This is a genomic window from Stenotrophomonas maltophilia complex sp. Om-AH-Sm3, assembly GCF_059337855.1.
In genome coordinates this window covers 84,955-99,900 of record NZ_JBYBLQ010000001.1, presented here as the reverse complement: position 1 = coordinate 99,900, position 14,946 = coordinate 84,955, and the positions used below count along the sequence as shown (strand labels likewise).

The 14,946-nt window shown below is 65.6% G+C and carries 15 protein-coding genes and 2 tRNA genes; 14 read left to right on the top strand and 3 right to left on the bottom strand.

All coding sequences use genetic code 11. The features are described 5' to 3' along the window. The first annotated feature begins 13 nt into the window (after positions 1 to 13). From kdsB to AC10QF_RS00495, 6 genes are all read left to right on the top strand, one after another. A complete protein-coding gene (gene kdsB, locus AC10QF_RS00520) occupies positions 14 to 787 on the top strand; it encodes a 3-deoxy-manno-octulosonate cytidylyltransferase (protein ID WP_053500516.1) in 774 nt (257 codons plus the stop codon). Continuing rightward, complete coding sequence (locus AC10QF_RS00515; RefSeq protein WP_065177369.1) at positions 784 to 1,272, top strand: low molecular weight protein-tyrosine-phosphatase; 489 nt, start codon at positions 784 to 786, stop codon at positions 1,270 to 1,272. Before kdsB ends, AC10QF_RS00515 begins: the two co-directional genes overlap by 4 nt. Continuing rightward, the gene (locus tag AC10QF_RS00510) at positions 1,269 to 2,681 is read left to right on the top strand and encodes an NHL repeat containing protein (RefSeq protein WP_005415983.1); all 1,413 of its coding nucleotides are present in this window, start codon (positions 1,269 to 1,271) and stop codon (positions 2,679 to 2,681) included. The genes AC10QF_RS00515 and AC10QF_RS00510 overlap by 4 nt, the downstream gene beginning before the upstream one ends. After that, positions 2,678 to 4,522 carry an excinuclease ABC subunit UvrC gene (gene uvrC / locus AC10QF_RS00505; RefSeq protein ID WP_069137937.1) on the top strand — a complete coding sequence of 615 codons (1,845 nt, stop codon included), beginning with the start codon at positions 2,678 to 2,680 and terminating at the stop codon, positions 4,520 to 4,522. Before AC10QF_RS00510 ends, uvrC begins: the two co-directional genes overlap by 4 nt. A gap of 18 nt (positions 4,523 to 4,540) precedes the next feature. Further along, a complete protein-coding gene (gene pgsA / locus AC10QF_RS00500) occupies positions 4,541 to 5,167 on the top strand; it encodes a CDP-diacylglycerol--glycerol-3-phosphate 3-phosphatidyltransferase (protein ID WP_005412825.1) in 627 nt (208 codons plus the stop codon). 249 nt (positions 5,168 to 5,416) lie between these two features. Continuing rightward, positions 5,417 to 5,492, top strand: a tRNA-Gly gene (locus AC10QF_RS00495). Positions 5,493 to 5,555: 63 nt separating this feature from the next. Here the strand turns inward: AC10QF_RS00495 and AC10QF_RS00490 are convergent. Beyond that, on the bottom strand, positions 5,556 to 5,777 hold the full coding sequence (locus AC10QF_RS00490; RefSeq protein ID WP_111177004.1) for a helix-turn-helix domain-containing protein: 222 nt from the start codon (positions 5,775 to 5,777) through the stop codon (positions 5,556 to 5,558). Between the two features lie 217 nt (positions 5,778 to 5,994). On the opposite strand from AC10QF_RS00490, the gene AC10QF_RS00485 reads away from it, so the two are divergent. Then, positions 5,995 to 6,396 (top strand): hypothetical protein, encoded by a 402-nt coding sequence (locus AC10QF_RS00485; protein ID WP_494541555.1) that lies wholly within the window; start codon positions 5,995 to 5,997, stop codon positions 6,394 to 6,396. Positions 6,397 to 6,987: 591 nt separating this feature from the next. Then, positions 6,988 to 7,470, top strand: coding sequence for a hypothetical protein (locus AC10QF_RS00480; protein WP_146205507.1), 483 nt, complete (start codon positions 6,988 to 6,990; stop codon positions 7,468 to 7,470). Between the two features lie 104 nt (positions 7,471 to 7,574). Here the strand turns inward: AC10QF_RS00480 and AC10QF_RS00475 are convergent, their stop codons facing one another. Then, positions 7,575 to 8,252, bottom strand: coding sequence for a hypothetical protein (locus AC10QF_RS00475; protein WP_146257481.1), 678 nt, complete (start codon positions 8,250 to 8,252; stop codon positions 7,575 to 7,577). A gap of 343 nt (positions 8,253 to 8,595) precedes the next feature. Here AC10QF_RS00475 and AC10QF_RS00470 point away from each other — a divergent pair, with 343 nt between their 5' ends. From AC10QF_RS00470 to AC10QF_RS00445, 6 genes are all read left to right on the top strand, one after another. Continuing rightward, on the top strand, positions 8,596 to 9,702 hold the full coding sequence (locus tag AC10QF_RS00470) for an NAD(P)/FAD-dependent oxidoreductase (RefSeq protein ID WP_494541554.1): 1,107 nt from the start codon (positions 8,596 to 8,598) through the stop codon (positions 9,700 to 9,702). A 115-nt stretch (positions 9,703 to 9,817) separates the two neighbouring features. After that, positions 9,818 to 9,893 (top strand) — tRNA-Gly (locus AC10QF_RS00465). A 360-nt stretch (positions 9,894 to 10,253) separates the two neighbouring features. After that, complete coding sequence (locus AC10QF_RS00460; RefSeq protein ID WP_138952802.1) at positions 10,254 to 11,717, top strand: TolC family protein; 1,464 nt, start codon at positions 10,254 to 10,256, stop codon at positions 11,715 to 11,717. Then, positions 11,714 to 12,853 carry an ABC transporter permease gene (locus AC10QF_RS00455; protein ID WP_069137934.1) on the top strand — a complete coding sequence of 380 codons (1,140 nt, stop codon included), beginning with the start codon at positions 11,714 to 11,716 and terminating at the stop codon, positions 12,851 to 12,853. Before AC10QF_RS00460 ends, AC10QF_RS00455 begins: the two co-directional genes overlap by 4 nt. Positions 12,854 to 12,863: 10 nt before the next feature. Further along, positions 12,864 to 13,592 carry an ABC transporter ATP-binding protein gene (locus AC10QF_RS00450; RefSeq protein ID WP_111176998.1) on the top strand — a complete coding sequence of 243 codons (729 nt, stop codon included), beginning with the start codon at positions 12,864 to 12,866 and terminating at the stop codon, positions 13,590 to 13,592. Next, the gene (locus AC10QF_RS00445) at positions 13,589 to 14,509 is read left to right on the top strand and encodes an HlyD family secretion protein (protein ID WP_494541553.1); all 921 of its coding nucleotides are present in this window, start codon (positions 13,589 to 13,591) and stop codon (positions 14,507 to 14,509) included. The genes AC10QF_RS00450 and AC10QF_RS00445 overlap by 4 nt, the downstream gene beginning before the upstream one ends. 6 nt (positions 14,510 to 14,515) lie before the next feature. Here AC10QF_RS00445 and AC10QF_RS00440 read toward each other — a convergent pair whose 3' ends face one another. Then, positions 14,516 to 14,899, bottom strand: coding sequence for a hypothetical protein (locus tag AC10QF_RS00440; protein ID WP_258391629.1), 384 nt, complete (start codon positions 14,897 to 14,899; stop codon positions 14,516 to 14,518). Positions 14,900 to 14,946 lie beyond the last annotated feature (47 nt).

Below are 14,946 nucleotides of genomic sequence, written 5' to 3'. Positions count from 1 at the left end.
GAGAACCGCCCGCATGACCGAATTCGTCGTCGCCATTCCGGCCCGCTTTGCCGCCTCGCGGCTGCCGGGCAAGCCGCTGCGCCCGCTGGGCGGTGAGCCGCTGGTGCTGCATGTGGCGCGCCGCGCGCTGCAGGCCGGTGCCCGCGAGGTCTGGGTGGCGACCGACGACCAACGCATTTCCGATGCGCTGTCCGGGTTGGCCGAGGTGAAGGTGGCGATGACCGCGACCACGCATGCCTCGGGCACCGATCGCCTGGCCGAGTGCGCACGCATTGCCGGCTGGGCCGATGACACGGTGGTGGTCAACCTGCAGGGCGACGAACCGTTCGCGCCGGCGACCGGCATCCGCGCGGTGGCCGATGCGCTGGTCGCTGGCACTGCGCCGATGTCGACTCTCGCCACGACCGTCGAGGACGCGCACACCCTGTTCGACCCGAACGTCGTGAAGCTGGTGCGCAACGTGCGCAACGAGGCGATGTACTTCAGCCGCGCGCCGATCGCCTGGCACCGCGACGGCTTCGCACGCAGCCGCGACACGCTGCCGGACGGCCATCACTGGCTGCGCCACATCGGCATCTATGGCTATCGCGCCGGCTTCCTGCAGCAGTTCGCGGCGATGCCGCCGGGCCAGCTGGAGCAGGTCGAATCGCTGGAGCAGCTGCGCGTGCTGGAAGCGGGCTACCCGATCAGCGTGGCGATCTCGCCCGAGCCGTTCCCGCCGGGCATCGATACGCCCGAGGACCTGGAGCGCGCCGAGGGGCTGCTGCAGGCGATGGCCGCGCGATGAGGCTGCTGGTCGTCTGCCTCGGCAACATCTGCCGTTCGCCGATGGCCGAAGGCGCGCTGCGCGCACGCCTGGATGCCTCGCCGCTGGCCGGGCGGGTGCAGGTCGATTCGGCCGGCACGGGCGACTGGCACGTGGGCGAGCCGCCGGACCGCCGCGCGATCGCCTGCGCGGCCGGGCACGGCGTGGACATCGGCGGCCTGCGCGCACGCCAGCTGCAGGCCGTGGATTTCGAACGTTTCGACTGGATCCTGTGTGCCGACGAGGCCAACCTGCGTGATGCCGGGCGCCTGGCGACGGCGGCCCAGCGTGAACGGCTGGCGTTGTATCTGCCCTGGTCCGGCGGGCAGGGGCGGGTAGCCATCCCTGATCCCTACACCGGCGGCAGCGATCATTTCGAACAGGTCTGGTCGCTGGTCGACGATGCTGCAAAACGTGCGGTGGCACGACTGTTGCATGACGCCGACTCCGGCATAATCAGGTCATGAACGTCCAGCCCGTCCCGGACCTGCCCGAATTCGCCACCTGGCTCAATGCCACCCCCTGCACCCTGACCGAACTGCGCGGCCGGCCGGTCGCGCTGCTGTTCGTCAATGCGGCCTCCGCCTGGAGTGCGCAACGCCTGGCCGAGTTCGGCCAATGGCTGTCGCGCCACCCGGGCAAGCTGCAGCCGCTGGTGCTGCAGGTGCCGCGTTTTGATTTCGAACGCGATGCCACGGCTGCACTGAAGCTGCTGCGCCGTCAGGGCCTGACCATGCCCGTGCTGCTCGATGCCGACTGGGATGGCTGGCGCCGCTTCGGCGTTACCGCCTGGCCGACCATGGTGCTGCTGGACGCGCAGGGCCGTGAACAGCAACGGCTGGTCGGGCAGGGCGCGCCCGGTGAACTGGAGCGCGCCTTGAACGCGCTGTGCCAGGGCGCACCTTCGGCGCCGCCGCGTGGCGGTAGCGAACTGCATCCGGAACCGCGCCAGGCCCTGCGCTTCCCGCAGGGGCTGGCGGTCAGCACCGAACGTCTGTACATCGCCGACAGCGGTCATCACCGCATTCTCGAATGCAGCCATGGCGGCCGCATCCTGCGTCAGTTCGGCCTCGGCACCGCCGATTTCATGGATGGCAATCTCGCCGAAGCGGCGTTCCACCGCCCGCAGGCGCTGGTGCTGGAGCGCGATTCGCTGTACGTCGCCGATACCGGCAACCATGCCGTGCGCCGCATCAATCTGCTGACCGGCATCGTCGACACGCTGTGCGGCAACGGGCGACCCGGCGCGCCGGTGGAGGGCCCGGTGGCGCAGGCGCGGCAGGTCTCGCTGGACCATCCGGTTGGCCTGGCCATCGCCGACAACCAGCTGCACATCGCAATGGCCGGCGACAACCGCATCTGGAGCTACCACCTGGGCCAGCGCAGCCTGCAATGGCGCGCCGGCAGTGGTTCCATCGACGAGCGTGATGGCAGTGGCCATCTGGCTGCCTTCGCGCAACCGACCGCGCTGGCCGTGGTGCAGCAGGTGCTGTACGTCGCCGATGCGTTGGGATCCTCGATCCGTGCACTGCAACTGCGTGGTGACTTGGTGCAGACACTGGTCGGGCAGGGGCCGTGGCGCTTCGGCAGTGAAGACGGCCCGCGTGCGCAGGCCAGCCTGCAGTTCCCGCAGGCGATCGCACTGGGCGCGGACGCCCCGCTGCTGTGGATCGCCGACACCGGCAACGGTCGCCTGCGCACGCTGCGCCTGGGCGGCGGTGAACTGACCACCCAGCCGCTGCCGCGCCGCCTGCACGGCCCGGCTGGCCTGGCCGTGGGCGCAGGTGCGGTGTGGATCGCCGAGACCGACGCCCACGCCGTGCTGCGATTCGACCCCGACAGCGGCGTGCTCAGCGAAGTCCCGATCAGCGAATGACCGACGTTCCCGCCCCGGCCTTCGACGGCAAGGCCTTCGCGGCCCAGCTCAGCACCGCCCCCGGCGTGTACCGCATGTACGCGGCCGACGACACCCTGCTGTACGTGGGCAAGGCGCGCGCGCTGCGCAACCGCGTCGGCAGCTATTTCAACGGCAGCCCGAAGAACGCGCGGATCATGTCGATGATCTCGCAGATCACGCGCATGGACGTGACCGTGACGCGCTCGGAAGCCGAGGCGTTGCTGCTGGAGAATCAGCTGATCAAGTCGCTGTCGCCGCGCTACAACGTCTCGCTGCGCGACGACAAGACCTACCCGCATGTGCTGCTGACCCGCGAGGACTGGCCGCGCATCGCCCTGCATCGGGGCCCGCGCGCCATTCCCGGCCGCTATTTCGGGCCGTATCCGGGCGTGACCGCAGTGCGCGAAACGCTGAACCTGATGCACAAGCTGTTCAAGCTGCGCAGTTGCGAGGACAGCGTGTTCCGCAACCGCTCGCGGCCGTGCCTGCAATACCAGATCGGCCGCTGCAGCGCGCCCTGCGTGGAGCTGGTGCCGGCCGCGGACTACGCCGAATCGGTGCGCCGTGCTGCGCTGTTCCTGGAAGGCAAGAGCGACGAGCTGACCCGCGAGCTGGGCGAGCAGATGCAGGCCGCCAGCGAGGCCCTGGAGTTCGAGCAGGCCGCGCGCCTGCGCGACCTGATCTCCTCGCTGCGCAGCATGCAGACGCGCCAGTACGTGGACGGCCGCGCCGCCGACCTGGACGTGCTGGCGGTGGCCATGCAGGGTTCGCAGGCCTGCGTGCTGCTGCTGGCTTTCCGCGATGGCCGCAACCTCGGCACCCGCCCGTTCTTCCCGCGTACCAACGGCGAGGAGAGTCCGGAGGAAGTGCTGGCCGCGTTCGTCTCGCAGTACTACATCGAATTCGAGCCGCCGCGCGAGATCCTGCTGGATCGCGAGATTCCCGATGCCGACCTGCTGGTCGCGGCGCTGTCGGCCTCGGCCGAGCGCAAGGTGCAGCTGAAGTGGAACGTGCGCGGCGAGCGCGCCGGCTATGTGGAGCTGGCCAGCCGCAACGCGCAGCTGACCCTGGCCACTGAACTCAACAGCCGCAATGCGCAGCATGCGCGCAGCGATGCACTGCGCGAGATGCTGGGCCTGGCCGAGCCGGTCAAGCGGGTCGAGTGCTTCGATATCAGCCATACGCTGGGCGAGGCCACTGTGGCCTCGTGCGTGGTGTTCGACGCCGCCGGTCCGGTACGCTCGCAGTACCGCCGCTTCAACATCAGCGGCATCGAGCCGGGCGACGACTACGCCGCTATGCGCCAGGCCATCGATCGGCGCTTCCGCCGTGCGGTGGAAGAGCAGGGCGTGCTGCCGGACGTACTGCTGATCGACGGTGGTGCCGGCCAGCTGGCGCAGGCGCAGGCCGCGCTGGCCGACCTGGGCGTGGAAGGCGTGCTGCTGGTGGGCGTGGCCAAAGGCGTGGAGCGCCGCGCCGGCCACGAAGCGCTGGTGATGCCCGATGGCCGCGAGCTGCGCCCGGGCGCGGCCAACCCGGCGCTGCAGTTCATCCAGCAGGTGCGCGACGAGGCGCATCGCTTTGCCATCACCGGCCACAGGGGGCGCCGCCAGAAGGCGCGGATGACCAGCAAGCTGGAGGATATCCCCGGCATCGGGCCGCGCCGCCGCGCCAGCCTGCTCAAGCATTTCGGCGGTCTTGTGGGCCTGAAAGCCGCTGGCGAAGCGGAAATCGCCAAGGTGGAAGGCATCAATGACGCCCTCGCGGCACGTATCTACGCTAACCTGCACGGGTTGGCCACGCCTGATGCGGCCGAGTAGAGAGAGAAGCACGCAAGCATGAAGTTGACCCTGCCCACCTGGCTGACGTTGTTGCGGATCGTGATGATCCCGGTGCTGGTGCTGGTGTTCTACCTGCCCTACACCTGGACCAACTTCGCTTCGGCGGCGATCTTCGGCCTGGCCGCGATCACCGACTGGCTCGACGGCTGGATCGCACGCCGTTACCAGCTGGAGTCGGCCTTCGGCGCCTTCCTCGACCCGGTCGCGGACAAGCTGATGGTGGCAGTGGCACTGTTCCTGATCGTCCAGGGCCATCCGACGCCGTGGATGGCATTCTGGGCGGCGGTGATCGTCGGCCGCGAGATCGCGGTATCGGCGCTGCGAGAGTGGATGGCCGAGCTGGGCCAGCGCGCCAAGGTGCGCGTGGCGATGATCGGCAAGATCAAGACCACCGCGCAGATGGTCGCGCTGCTGTGCCTGCTGTATTCGGTGGCACCGAACGTGCCGGTGGAAGACATCTGGATGGGCTGGCCGGTGTTCCACATCGGCGACTGGACCCTGGCGATTGCCGCGGTGCTGACCCTGTGGTCGGGCCTGCAGTACCTGCACGCCGCTTGGCCGAGCCTGCGCGATGACGAGCGCGCCGCGCGCGAGCGTGCACGGCAGAAGAAGCTGGGCAACTGAGCCTGGGGTCGGATCCCCGGGGTCGGATCCCTTTCCGAAGGAAAGGGCTCTGACCCCATCGATGCGCTATCCACGCATGGCGTGGATGTACTGGAAATGCTGCGTCCACGGATGGTGCGGATCCATCCGTTTGCGGGGATGCCGTGGTAGATCCACGTCATGCGTGGATAGCGCGGTGCTGGGCGTCTCGCAGGTCCTGAAAAAAGCGCTTGACGCCATTCTTGGAATAGGTAAAATTTCGCATCCCAAGCGGGAATAGCTCAGTTGGTAGAGCGCAACCTTGCCAAGGTTGAGGTCGCGAGTTCGAGTCTCGTTTCCCGCTCCAGATTCAAGAAAAACGCTCCCGCAAGGGGGCGTTTTTCGTTATGCGCGGCGGTACCCTCGCAGATCAACCATTGTCCTGCGCCGTCGCGCGCCAACGCATGCCGGTGATGCGCGCTTCCTCGCGTGCCACCTGGCGGTCCGCGAACCACTCCTGCACATCACCGGCGAAACTCGCCGGGCGTCCCTTGCCCTGCACGCCCTCGGCAATCGAGGCCAGGTTGGAACGTGCCAGTTCTTCGCGCATGGCCTTCTGCGCATTGATCATCACCGCGTGGATGCCGCACATACCGCGGTTGGCGCAGCGGGTGGGGCACCATCAAACAGCGCGCAGCGCCCACAGGGAGTTGGGTGTGTCCTGGCGTCTGGGCTCGGGCGTCGCTCGCGTGGACGCGGAGGGCGTGACGTTGGAAAACGGAGAACGCATCGACGCCGCCACCGTTGTCTGGACGGCCGGTGCACGTGCCAGTGCGTTGAATGCTCAGATTCCTGGCTAGCACGATGCGGTGGGTCGCCTGCATGTGGATCGCACTCTCAAGGCGAAGAGTGTCGACGCGGTGTTCGCCACCGGCGACTGCGCGCATGCCGCCACCGATGACGAGGGCAACGTGGCGATGATGTCCTGCCAGCACGCGATGAACCTGGGGCGCTCCACCGGACACAACGCCGCGGCTGACCTGATCGGGGAAGCGATGATTCGGTATGCGCAGCCCAAGTACGTGACCTGCCTGGACCTGCGGCCGTGGGGTGCTGTCTACACCGAGGGCTGGGATCGCCAGGTAACGCTGTCCGGCGCTGAAGTCAAGGCGCTCAGGACCCGGATCAACACCGAATGGATCTATCCGCCCACGGGTGAGCGTGCGGAGATCCTGGCGTCTGCAGATCCGCTGCGGATTGTGGTGGCCTGACGGCGCAAAGAAGTCCTGCAAGCAACGTTCTCGAACGGGGGCGTTGCTTCTGCCCGATAGTGGACGCTGCGATCTCTCTCCACCTGGGATCTCGACATGGTCATCGTTGGTGTCAGCTTTGCGGACGGCACCTACCTGTTGGTCGCCGCACGAAACGGTTGTGGCTGGATGCAAGGTGGACGTCGGTGGCGAGTGAACAACGCAGGCAACTTTGAATGAATTGATCGTAGTGCTCGACAGCTGCGCAGAATGTCGCAAATGGTCAGCTGACATGGCAGAGACCTCGGCGTTGTGCGATATCCAGAGCATCGGTAGCGCTTTCGCAAGCGACCTCTCTCTCACAGTGAGTTCAGCCGGGCTTGCCCCTTGGTACAGTTGCCATTGCTGACGTGATGGGCCAGGAAGAACCAAGAAAGTACGAGTTGATGGAGAAGCTGTGTTGGTGGGCCCCTTGCGCTCAGCTGCTTTTCCATCTGCATCTTGACTGCACGGCGCAATGCTCATCGCTCAATGGACGGGCGTTGGCATGCCAGCTTCATTGATATGAATGGACGCCGAAACCTTTTATTCATCTACATCCGGAGTTCCATGATGATTCGACCGCTGGTTGCCGTCGGGATGCTTGTTTTTTCCGTCAATGCGCATGCGACTCCTCTGGGATATGACAAGCAAGCCGAAGTTTCCCTTATTGATGGGCGGCCTGCGATCTGCCTTCCGAAAAAGGCCCGATCACCTTTCCCCATAGGCTGGGCAACGTTGTCTGAAGCCAGTGATCAGAACGATGGGGTCTGGAGCATTGAACTGAAGGATGGTGCTGCACCATTGATGCTGAAACCCGGTGACTGCTTCTCATATGGGCGTGTGCCCAGCTCATACGCTGTCGAACCCTTGAGAGGAAAGGAGAGAGTGTTGGAACTGCGGCCAGGCTTGGCGTACGTGTTCAGGCTGAATTCTTCTGTGCACTCAGCAGAGGCCTATTCGGTGTTGTTCTGCACTGGCCGGAAGCAGACGGAAGGTCGCGAAATTGAATCTATCAAGAAGGTAGACGACAGGACGAGGCAGTCCTCATGCTGATTCATAAGGTCGGAGTCTGATGCGGCGGTCCTTTCGTAGCGCGCGGTGCTTCGTTGGCTGCGATGCATGGTGCGTGGATCAGTAGCGCTCCCTGACAATCCTTGTCATTTCTGATAGAGAGGAGCTTCGATCGGGTCCAGCGTAACGTGTAGGCGAACGCTCACTTCTTTAAGATTCTTACGATCGAGATTGACCTCTTTTCTCCCGTCGCAGATCAGTAACTTCCTCAACTCTTCCTTGGAAGAGCTGCTTCGATGAACGAGTTGCTTGCAGTGCTGGGTGAGTCGAAGCTCCTTGATCCCTGCATTCAGGGAAGTAGCGTCTTCGGTTGCATCTCGGACATGTAGATGGAAGCGGTACTCCCCTGAATTGATTGCGCTCTTTCTAGGTTCGTTCTGGAGTGTTAGTCCGACCGTTTCCAGTGGCAGTTTGCAAGCTCCGATGGAGTAATGCACGGGGATGTCTACACGTGATGGCTTGGATTCATCCGGGCTGGATAGATGAAATGCCTTTGTGACAGATCTCGGGCCGGGGATGTTGCTCACAAAGGAAGTTACTCCGCTGCAGTTCAGATCTTTCGCATCTCGTGGTGCATAGTGTGCGACAAGAGTCATGTGCAGCTGTGCCGGCAGTTGGGCTGTCAAGTTGAATGTTCTCGAAGATGCGCGCGTGGTCGTGGAAAGTGCAATTTCCTTGCTGATGACAGCCGCCGTCCGGCATCCCGATGTGATTAATGCCATCGAAACCAATAGCAGTGAAAGGGTGGTGCGGCCGGTTGCCAAGATGAGAGGTCCTGTCGAGGCCCAATGGGTTGTGCGAAGTGACATTCGATAGTGCTGCCAGAGCGATGGAATCGCGACATTTCGTTATAGATGCTCGAAGTAGGATCAAACATGCAACTAGTTGCAGAATATGCTGAACAGGTAAGAATGAATGCATCAGGAGAGTAAGTTGCGTTTCCTGATGAGTTGATGCGAAAAGAGTCGAAGCAGAAAAGCGATCCCGAAACTGAAGACGTTTTCCCGTTGGCAAATTGCATGCTTCATCCCTACTTCACCCACACTCCATCGCCCCTCCATCCGCGCTAGCGAAGCTGCATCTCCGACTCTCCACGGCGATGCAGCAATGCCCCACGCTTCTTCCGCCTACGACCACGACGTCGTCATCGTCGGCGCCAGTTTCGCCGGTGCCGCCTGCGCACTGGCTGCTGCCCAATACGGCCTGCGCGTCTGCGTGCTGGAACGCAAGGCCGACCCCGGCGAGCGCCTGCGCACCACCGGCATCGTGGTGAAAGAGGCGATGGAGCAGACCTGGCTGGGACGCATGCCCGAGCACCTCGTGAAGCGCGTTGCCAACGTGCGTCTGTATGCGCCGAACCTGCGCAGCGTGTTGCTGGCCGCGCAGGGCTATTACTTCCTCACCACCGATACGCCGAACGTCATGCGCTGGCTGGCCAGCGAACTGCACGCGAACGGCGTCGACCTGCGCCTGCAGCAGTCCTTCACCGACGCCCGTCGCCGCGGTGACGGCTGGCAGGTGGAAGGGGCAGGGAGCTGCGCCTATCTGGTTGGCGCCGATGGCGCGCGCTCACGCGTGGCCCGGCGCACCGGCCTCGGCCAGGTACGTGACAACCTCTACGGCGTAGAACGTGAGTTCGCCGGTCAGCAGGTGGTGCAGGGCGATGCGCTGCATTGCTTCGTCAGCAAGCGCTACGCCCCGGGCTACATCGGCTGGGTCGCCCAGAATCCGAGCGGTCTGCAGGTCGGGTTGGCGCTGCGTCACGATCCGCAACGGGTGCGGCCGCCGGACATTGAGGGTTTCCTCGACCACGTGCGCGGTGTAGTCAACATTCCGCCTTCGGCGCGCCCCTCGGCCACCCGCGCCGGCCTGGTGCCCTGCGGCCGGCCGGACGGGCCGATCACCGGCCAGCGCCTGATCCTGACCGGCGACGCGGCAGGCATCGTCTCGCCGCTGTCCGCCGGGGGCATCCACTCTTCGTGGCGGCACGGCTGGGCGGTCGGTGAGGCGATTGCCCGCCATCTGCGTGGGCAAGGGCCAGAAGCGGAACGGGTGGCGCGTCAGGTCGCCCCGGCGTTCCATGGCAAGCGCGTGCTGCGCTGGGCGATGGATCATCTGCAGGCCGATTGCCCGCTTGATGTACTGCTGCATACAGCGGCCACGCGGCGCATCGCCGAGCAGGTCTACTTCCACCGCCGTGGCCTGCGAACCTGAGGTATCGGTCCTGGGGGCCTGAACGCCTCCCCACAATGCAGGCGAAAATTCCTGTTGACGCCGTGCAGCGATATCGACACAATAGCGCTCCTTCGACGCAGGTCGAACGAAATCTGCGGGAATAGCTCAGTTGGTAGAGCGCAACCTTGCCAAGGTTGAGGTCGCGAGTTCGAGTCTCGTTTCCCGCTCCAGATTCAAGAAGAACGCTCCCGGAAGGGGGCGTTTTTCGTTTGTCGGACCGGATGCGCCCATGGGTCGCCAGCGAGCGTTCGAGGCCCGCGGAGTGGTCAGCGCGACCACGATGCACCGACAGCCACCGCCGTGATCGAAGCGATTGGCTGCCAGCGGCGAGGATGTTCACGCGTGCGGCACGTCGAGCCGGGGAGACGTCGCAATGTGCAATGCGCCGTGAAAAGCATCCAGTGTTCTGTACCGGGAACGCGTTGAAAGCGCAGTGAAAGACTGGGGCAGCGTTGCCTGAACCGCACGCGTGTTGTGACCGTTTTCGGACCAATTCTCCATGTTCGCTCCACAATCGCACGGTAGCCTTCATGCTCCTTCTACACGTTGGCGGGCTGGTGGTCAGGCGTATCACTCCAGTGGCAGTGCCCAGGACCGGGCGCGGACTCTCCCTGCAGGCATTGCTGCGCCCGGGCGCACTGCTGACCAGCCTGGCGCTGGCAGGTTGCATGTCGGTGCCGGCTCCGGACCTGCCTGATCGCACCCCCAGCACCTGGACCCAGGTGCCGCAGGGCCAGGGCGTGGCGGTGGAGGCCAGGCAGTGGTGGAAGGTGCTGGCCGACCCGGCGCTGGACGGCCTGGTCGATCAAGCCATCGCCGGCAACCTTGATCTGCAGCAGGCCACGTTGCGCCTGCAGGCAGTGCGGATCGTCGCCGGCACCTCGGATTCGCGCTTCCTGCCGGAGATCTCGGCCAGCGCCAAGCAGGTACAGGACGCCGCCGCGGTCGACACCTATTTCCATGCAGGCATCGAAGCGATCTGGGACCTGGGCCTGTTCGGCGCCGCCGAGAGTGCCCATCTCAGCGCGCAGGCCTCGGCCGGCAATGCCGAGGCGTTGCGCAATGCCGCACAAGTGGCGGTGATTGCCGACGTGGTGCGCAGCTATCTGGATCTGACCGTAGCGCAGGCCCAGCAGGATCTGCTGGTCAGACAGCAGGCCGTGGATGATCGCGGCGAACAACTGGCACGGGTTCGCCTGCGCCTGCGCCTGGATGAGCCGGGCGAGCTGGAACGCCTGCGCGCGCGCCAGGCGGCGACCCGGGCAGCGACGGCGCAGGCCCGCGAAAATGCGGACAACGCGGCTCGCGCGCTGGCGCTGCTGCTGGGGCGTGACGGGCCGGATCCCGCCTGGCGCGCGTACCGCGCGCCGCCGAAGCTCGGTGCATTCTCGCTGCAGCAGGTCCCTGCGGATCTGCTGCGCCACCGCCCGCAGATCCTGCTGGCCGAATCAGAGGTGATGCAGGCAGCGGCCAGCAAGGGTTCGGCGCGCGCAGCGATGTATCCACGGGTCAGCCTTGGCGGCTCCATCCTGTACGCGTACAACCTCACCCAGAACGCCCGCTCCAATTCCGATTCGAGCCCGTCGATCGGCCCGTACATCGATATTCCGCTATGGGACTGGGGCCAGCGTCGCGCGCGCTTCCATGCCAATGAAAAGCAGCTGGATGCCGCCTTGCTGGGATACCGCAAGGCGGTGCTGGAAGGCGTGAGCGAAGTGGAAGGCGCGCTGGGCAGCCTGGCGCGGCAGGACAGCAGCATCCAGTCGTTGCGCGCGGCCAACGACGCCGCCGGGCAGCAGGTCAAGCGCCAGGCGCGGCAGGTGCAGCTGGGTCTGTCCAGCGAGTTCGATGGACTCGACACGCAACGCGCCGCACTCGCCTCGCAGGCTGATCTGATCGCTGCGCAGGGTGCCCGCGTTCTGGCCTTTGCATCGCTGTACCGCGCCCTCGGCGGTGCCCCGCTGCCTGCCGAGGGTGAGGGCGAACCACAATGATCGCACTCGCCCGCAAGACCCTGGCCTATGAGTGGCGCCGGTTCCTGCCGGTGGTGCTGGCGATGTGTTTTGCCGGTGTGCTGTTGATCGTGCAGGCCGCACTGGTGCTGGGCATCTTCGGTACCGCTGCGATCTATGTGAAAGCGTCCTCGGCTGATATCTGGGCCGGTTTCCCCGGCACTCAGAGTGTCAATTACGGCCATGCAATCAGCGCGGATGTGGAAAGCCATCTGCGCATGGACCCGGATGTCACCCGCGTCGAGCCCTACGAGTGGGTCGATGGCGAATGGCGATCCGGCGCGCAGGGCACCGGCAATGTGTCGGTGTACCTGTCCGGTATCTCCACCCGGGACGATGCGATGATGTTCGCGCGCATCCTCCCTGCCAACCTGCGCGCGCAGCTGCGCGAGCCGGGTGCGGTGATCGTCGACAGCGCCGATCTGGATACGCTGGGCGTGGACCTGCAGAACAACCGTGCCTGGATCAATGGCAAGGCGGTGCGCGTGGTCGCTGCACAACCGGGCCTGCGGGGCCTTGGCGGTGTCAATGTACTGGCCTCGCTGGACACCGCGCGCGCCATCGCCGGCACCGACCCACACGAGGGAAGCACCTATTTCGTGGCGGGCCTGCGCTCGCCGCAACTGGCCGACCGCGTGCGTGACCGCCTGGCCGCGTCGATGGGCCAGGCCACACCGGTCGAGTTCTGGACCGCGCCGGCGTTCGCCAGCCGTTCGCAGCAGTATTGGCTGTTCGATACCGGCGCAGGTATCGCCGTGTTGTTCATGGCCGTCATCGTCTGCTTCGTCGGTGCGGTGATCACCAATCAGTCGTTCGCCTCGGTGGTGGCCGGCTCGGTACGCGAGTACGCCACGCTCAATGCACTCGGTGCAGGCCGCTATGCGCTGGCACGGGTGGTGTTCGAGCAGGCACTGCTGATCGGTGGCGTGGGCATGCTGCTGGCGGCGGCGTTCAGTACCGTGGTGCTGCTGATCGCGCAGACCCAGCGCGTACCGGTGCAGCTGACGCCGATGGTGATCCTCGGCTGCGTGGCGCTGGTGGCGGTGATGGCCATGCTCTCCAGCATCATGGCGGTGCGCAGTGTCGTCCGCTCCGATCCATCGTTGCTGCTGCGTTGAGGACCGGCCGATGACTTCCGCACGCACCGTCGCCCCGACCCTGCAGGCCGACGCATTGGAAAAAGGCTTCATGTCCGGTGATGTGCAGGTGCCGGTGCTGCGTGGCCTGTCGCTGGACATCTATCCCGGCGAGCTGACCCTGGTATCCGGCCCGTCCGGCTGCGGCAAGAGCACGCTGCTGTCGCTGCTGTCCGGCCTGTCCGCGCCCGATGGCGGTCGCGTGCACGCGCTGGGCCAGGACGTGGGCCACATGACCCGCAGTGAAGTGGAGCGTTTCCGCCTGCACCATGTCGGCTTCGTGTTCCAGGGCTTCAACCTGTTCCCGGCACTGACCGCGCTGGAGCAGGTGCAGCTGCCACTGGGCTACCGCGGCATGCGCAATCGCGAAAGCGAGCCGCTGGCCCGCAAGGCGCTGGAAAAAGTCGGCCTCGGCCATCGAAGCCACATGCGCCCGGCGCAGCTGTCCGGTGGCGAGAAACAGCGCGTGGCGGTGGCGCGTGCCTTCGCCAAGTCGCCAACGCTGATCTTCGCCGACGAACCCACCAGCGCGCTGGATGCCGAGAACGGTCAGCGCGTGATCGACATCCTGCATCGCTACGCACGCGCGCATGGCGCCACCGTGCTGTGCGTGAGCCACGATCCGCGCCTGATCCGGCATGCCGATCGGGTGATCGCCATGGAAGACGGCATGGTCCGTGATGACCGCCGCCAGAACGAAACCGTAGAGTCCGCCCCATGACCAAGACGTCGCATCTGCTTCCCCTCAGCCTGGCCCTGTCCGCGGCACTGCTGCTCGGCGCCTGTTCCAGGGAAGCGCCCACCGCTGCATCGGCCCCCTCGGGCAAGGAGGGTACTGCCGCCGCCGGCAAGGTCGCCGTGGCGCGGGGCATCATTGACGTCGAAGGTGGCCTGATCGCACTGGCGCCGCCGGTGGATGGCTCGATCACTGCAGCGCCGGTGAAGGAAGGCGCCACGGTGAAGAAGGGGCAGCTGCTGCTGTCGCTGGATGGCGCCCTGTTGGAGCAGGAAGTGGCAATGGCCACCGCCGATCTGGCCTTGGCCAATGACCGCCTGAAGGGCAGCCAGGCGCAGCTGCGCGAACTGGAACGCAACGCCACCCGCCTGTCCACGGGCGCCAGCGAAGGTGTGTCCTCGAACCAGCAGGCCGATGCGGCCAAACAGCAGCTGGCCGGTGTGCGTGCCGATGTCGAGGTGGCCGGTGCGCAGGTCGACATGGCGCAGCACAAGCTGGAGCACGCGAAGCTGAGACTGCAGCAGATGTCGTTGAGCGCGCCGGAAGCCGGCACCGTGGTCGGCCAGGTGCCGGGCGTCGGCGCCTTCGTGCAGGCCGGCAAGCCGGCGATCTCGTTGTTGCCGGCGCGCCCGCTGCAGGTGCGTGCCGAACTGAGCGCCGCCTACGCCGATGCCGTGCAGGTGGGCATGAAGGCTACCGTTGTGCCGGACAGTGATGGTGCGGAGAACATGGGCACGCTGCCGCCTGCACGCGTGGTGCGCATCAGTCCGGTGTTTGCGCAGGCACGCCTGCCTGAAGACGCAGGACGTGGCATGGCCAAGGTGGTGGAGTGCGTGTTGGAGTTCGACGGGCAAGCCAAGGCGCGCTTCGGCCAGCACGTGCGGGTGGAGTTCCGGAAGTAGGCGCCGTCAGCGGTTGAGCCAACGCAGTAACCGAGGGCAGGCGGAGACCGGCACGATCACAAGCAGCGCCAGCAGCAGGATGGCGCTGGCGGCCAGCAACCAGAGCACGTGCACGCCGCGCACGGGAGATTGATGCATGGCCGTCGCGCCCCACAGCAGGGTCCAGCCCAGCCACGGCAGGATGCTGATCAGCATGCGCAGCCACAAACGGTGGAATCGCCAAGGTTGCAGCATCAGGCCCAGCGCGACGATCTCTACAGCGATGATCAGAGCGAAGGTGATGACTGAATCTGTGGGGTAAGGCAGTGTCCCGGACTCGATGTGGGGCAGTTGCCAGTAGTCTGGCTTGAAGCCGGCATGGATGAGCGCGCAGACAAGCAGCAGCCACACAACCAGTGCGAACTGCCAGAAGCCTATTGATGCTGCAGGGGGCTGGG

Coding starts and splice junctions, on each gene's coding strand:
- kdsB (WP_053500516.1), top strand. CDS start 14: ATGACCGAATTCGTCGTCGCCATTCCGGCCCGCTTTGCCGCCTCGCGG.
- AC10QF_RS00515 (WP_065177369.1), top strand. CDS start 784: ATGAGGCTGCTGGTCGTCTGCCTCGGCAACATCTGCCGTTCGCCGATG.
- AC10QF_RS00510 (WP_005415983.1), top strand. CDS start 1,269: ATGAACGTCCAGCCCGTCCCGGACCTGCCCGAATTCGCCACCTGGCTC.
- uvrC (WP_069137937.1), top strand. CDS start 2,678: ATGACCGACGTTCCCGCCCCGGCCTTCGACGGCAAGGCCTTCGCGGCC.
- pgsA (WP_005412825.1), top strand. CDS start 4,541: ATGAAGTTGACCCTGCCCACCTGGCTGACGTTGTTGCGGATCGTGATG.
- AC10QF_RS00490 (WP_111177004.1), bottom strand. CDS start 5,777: ATGTGCGGCATCCACGCGGTGATGATCAATGCGCAGAAGGCCATGCGC.
- AC10QF_RS00480 (WP_146205507.1), top strand. CDS start 6,988: ATGATTCGACCGCTGGTTGCCGTCGGGATGCTTGTTTTTTCCGTCAAT.
- AC10QF_RS00470 (WP_494541554.1), top strand. CDS start 8,596: ATGCCCCACGCTTCTTCCGCCTACGACCACGACGTCGTCATCGTCGGC.
- AC10QF_RS00460 (WP_138952802.1), top strand. CDS start 10,254: ATGCTCCTTCTACACGTTGGCGGGCTGGTGGTCAGGCGTATCACTCCA.
- AC10QF_RS00455 (WP_069137934.1), top strand. CDS start 11,714: ATGATCGCACTCGCCCGCAAGACCCTGGCCTATGAGTGGCGCCGGTTC.
- AC10QF_RS00450 (WP_111176998.1), top strand. CDS start 12,864: ATGACTTCCGCACGCACCGTCGCCCCGACCCTGCAGGCCGACGCATTG.
- AC10QF_RS00445 (WP_494541553.1), top strand. CDS start 13,589: ATGACCAAGACGTCGCATCTGCTTCCCCTCAGCCTGGCCCTGTCCGCG.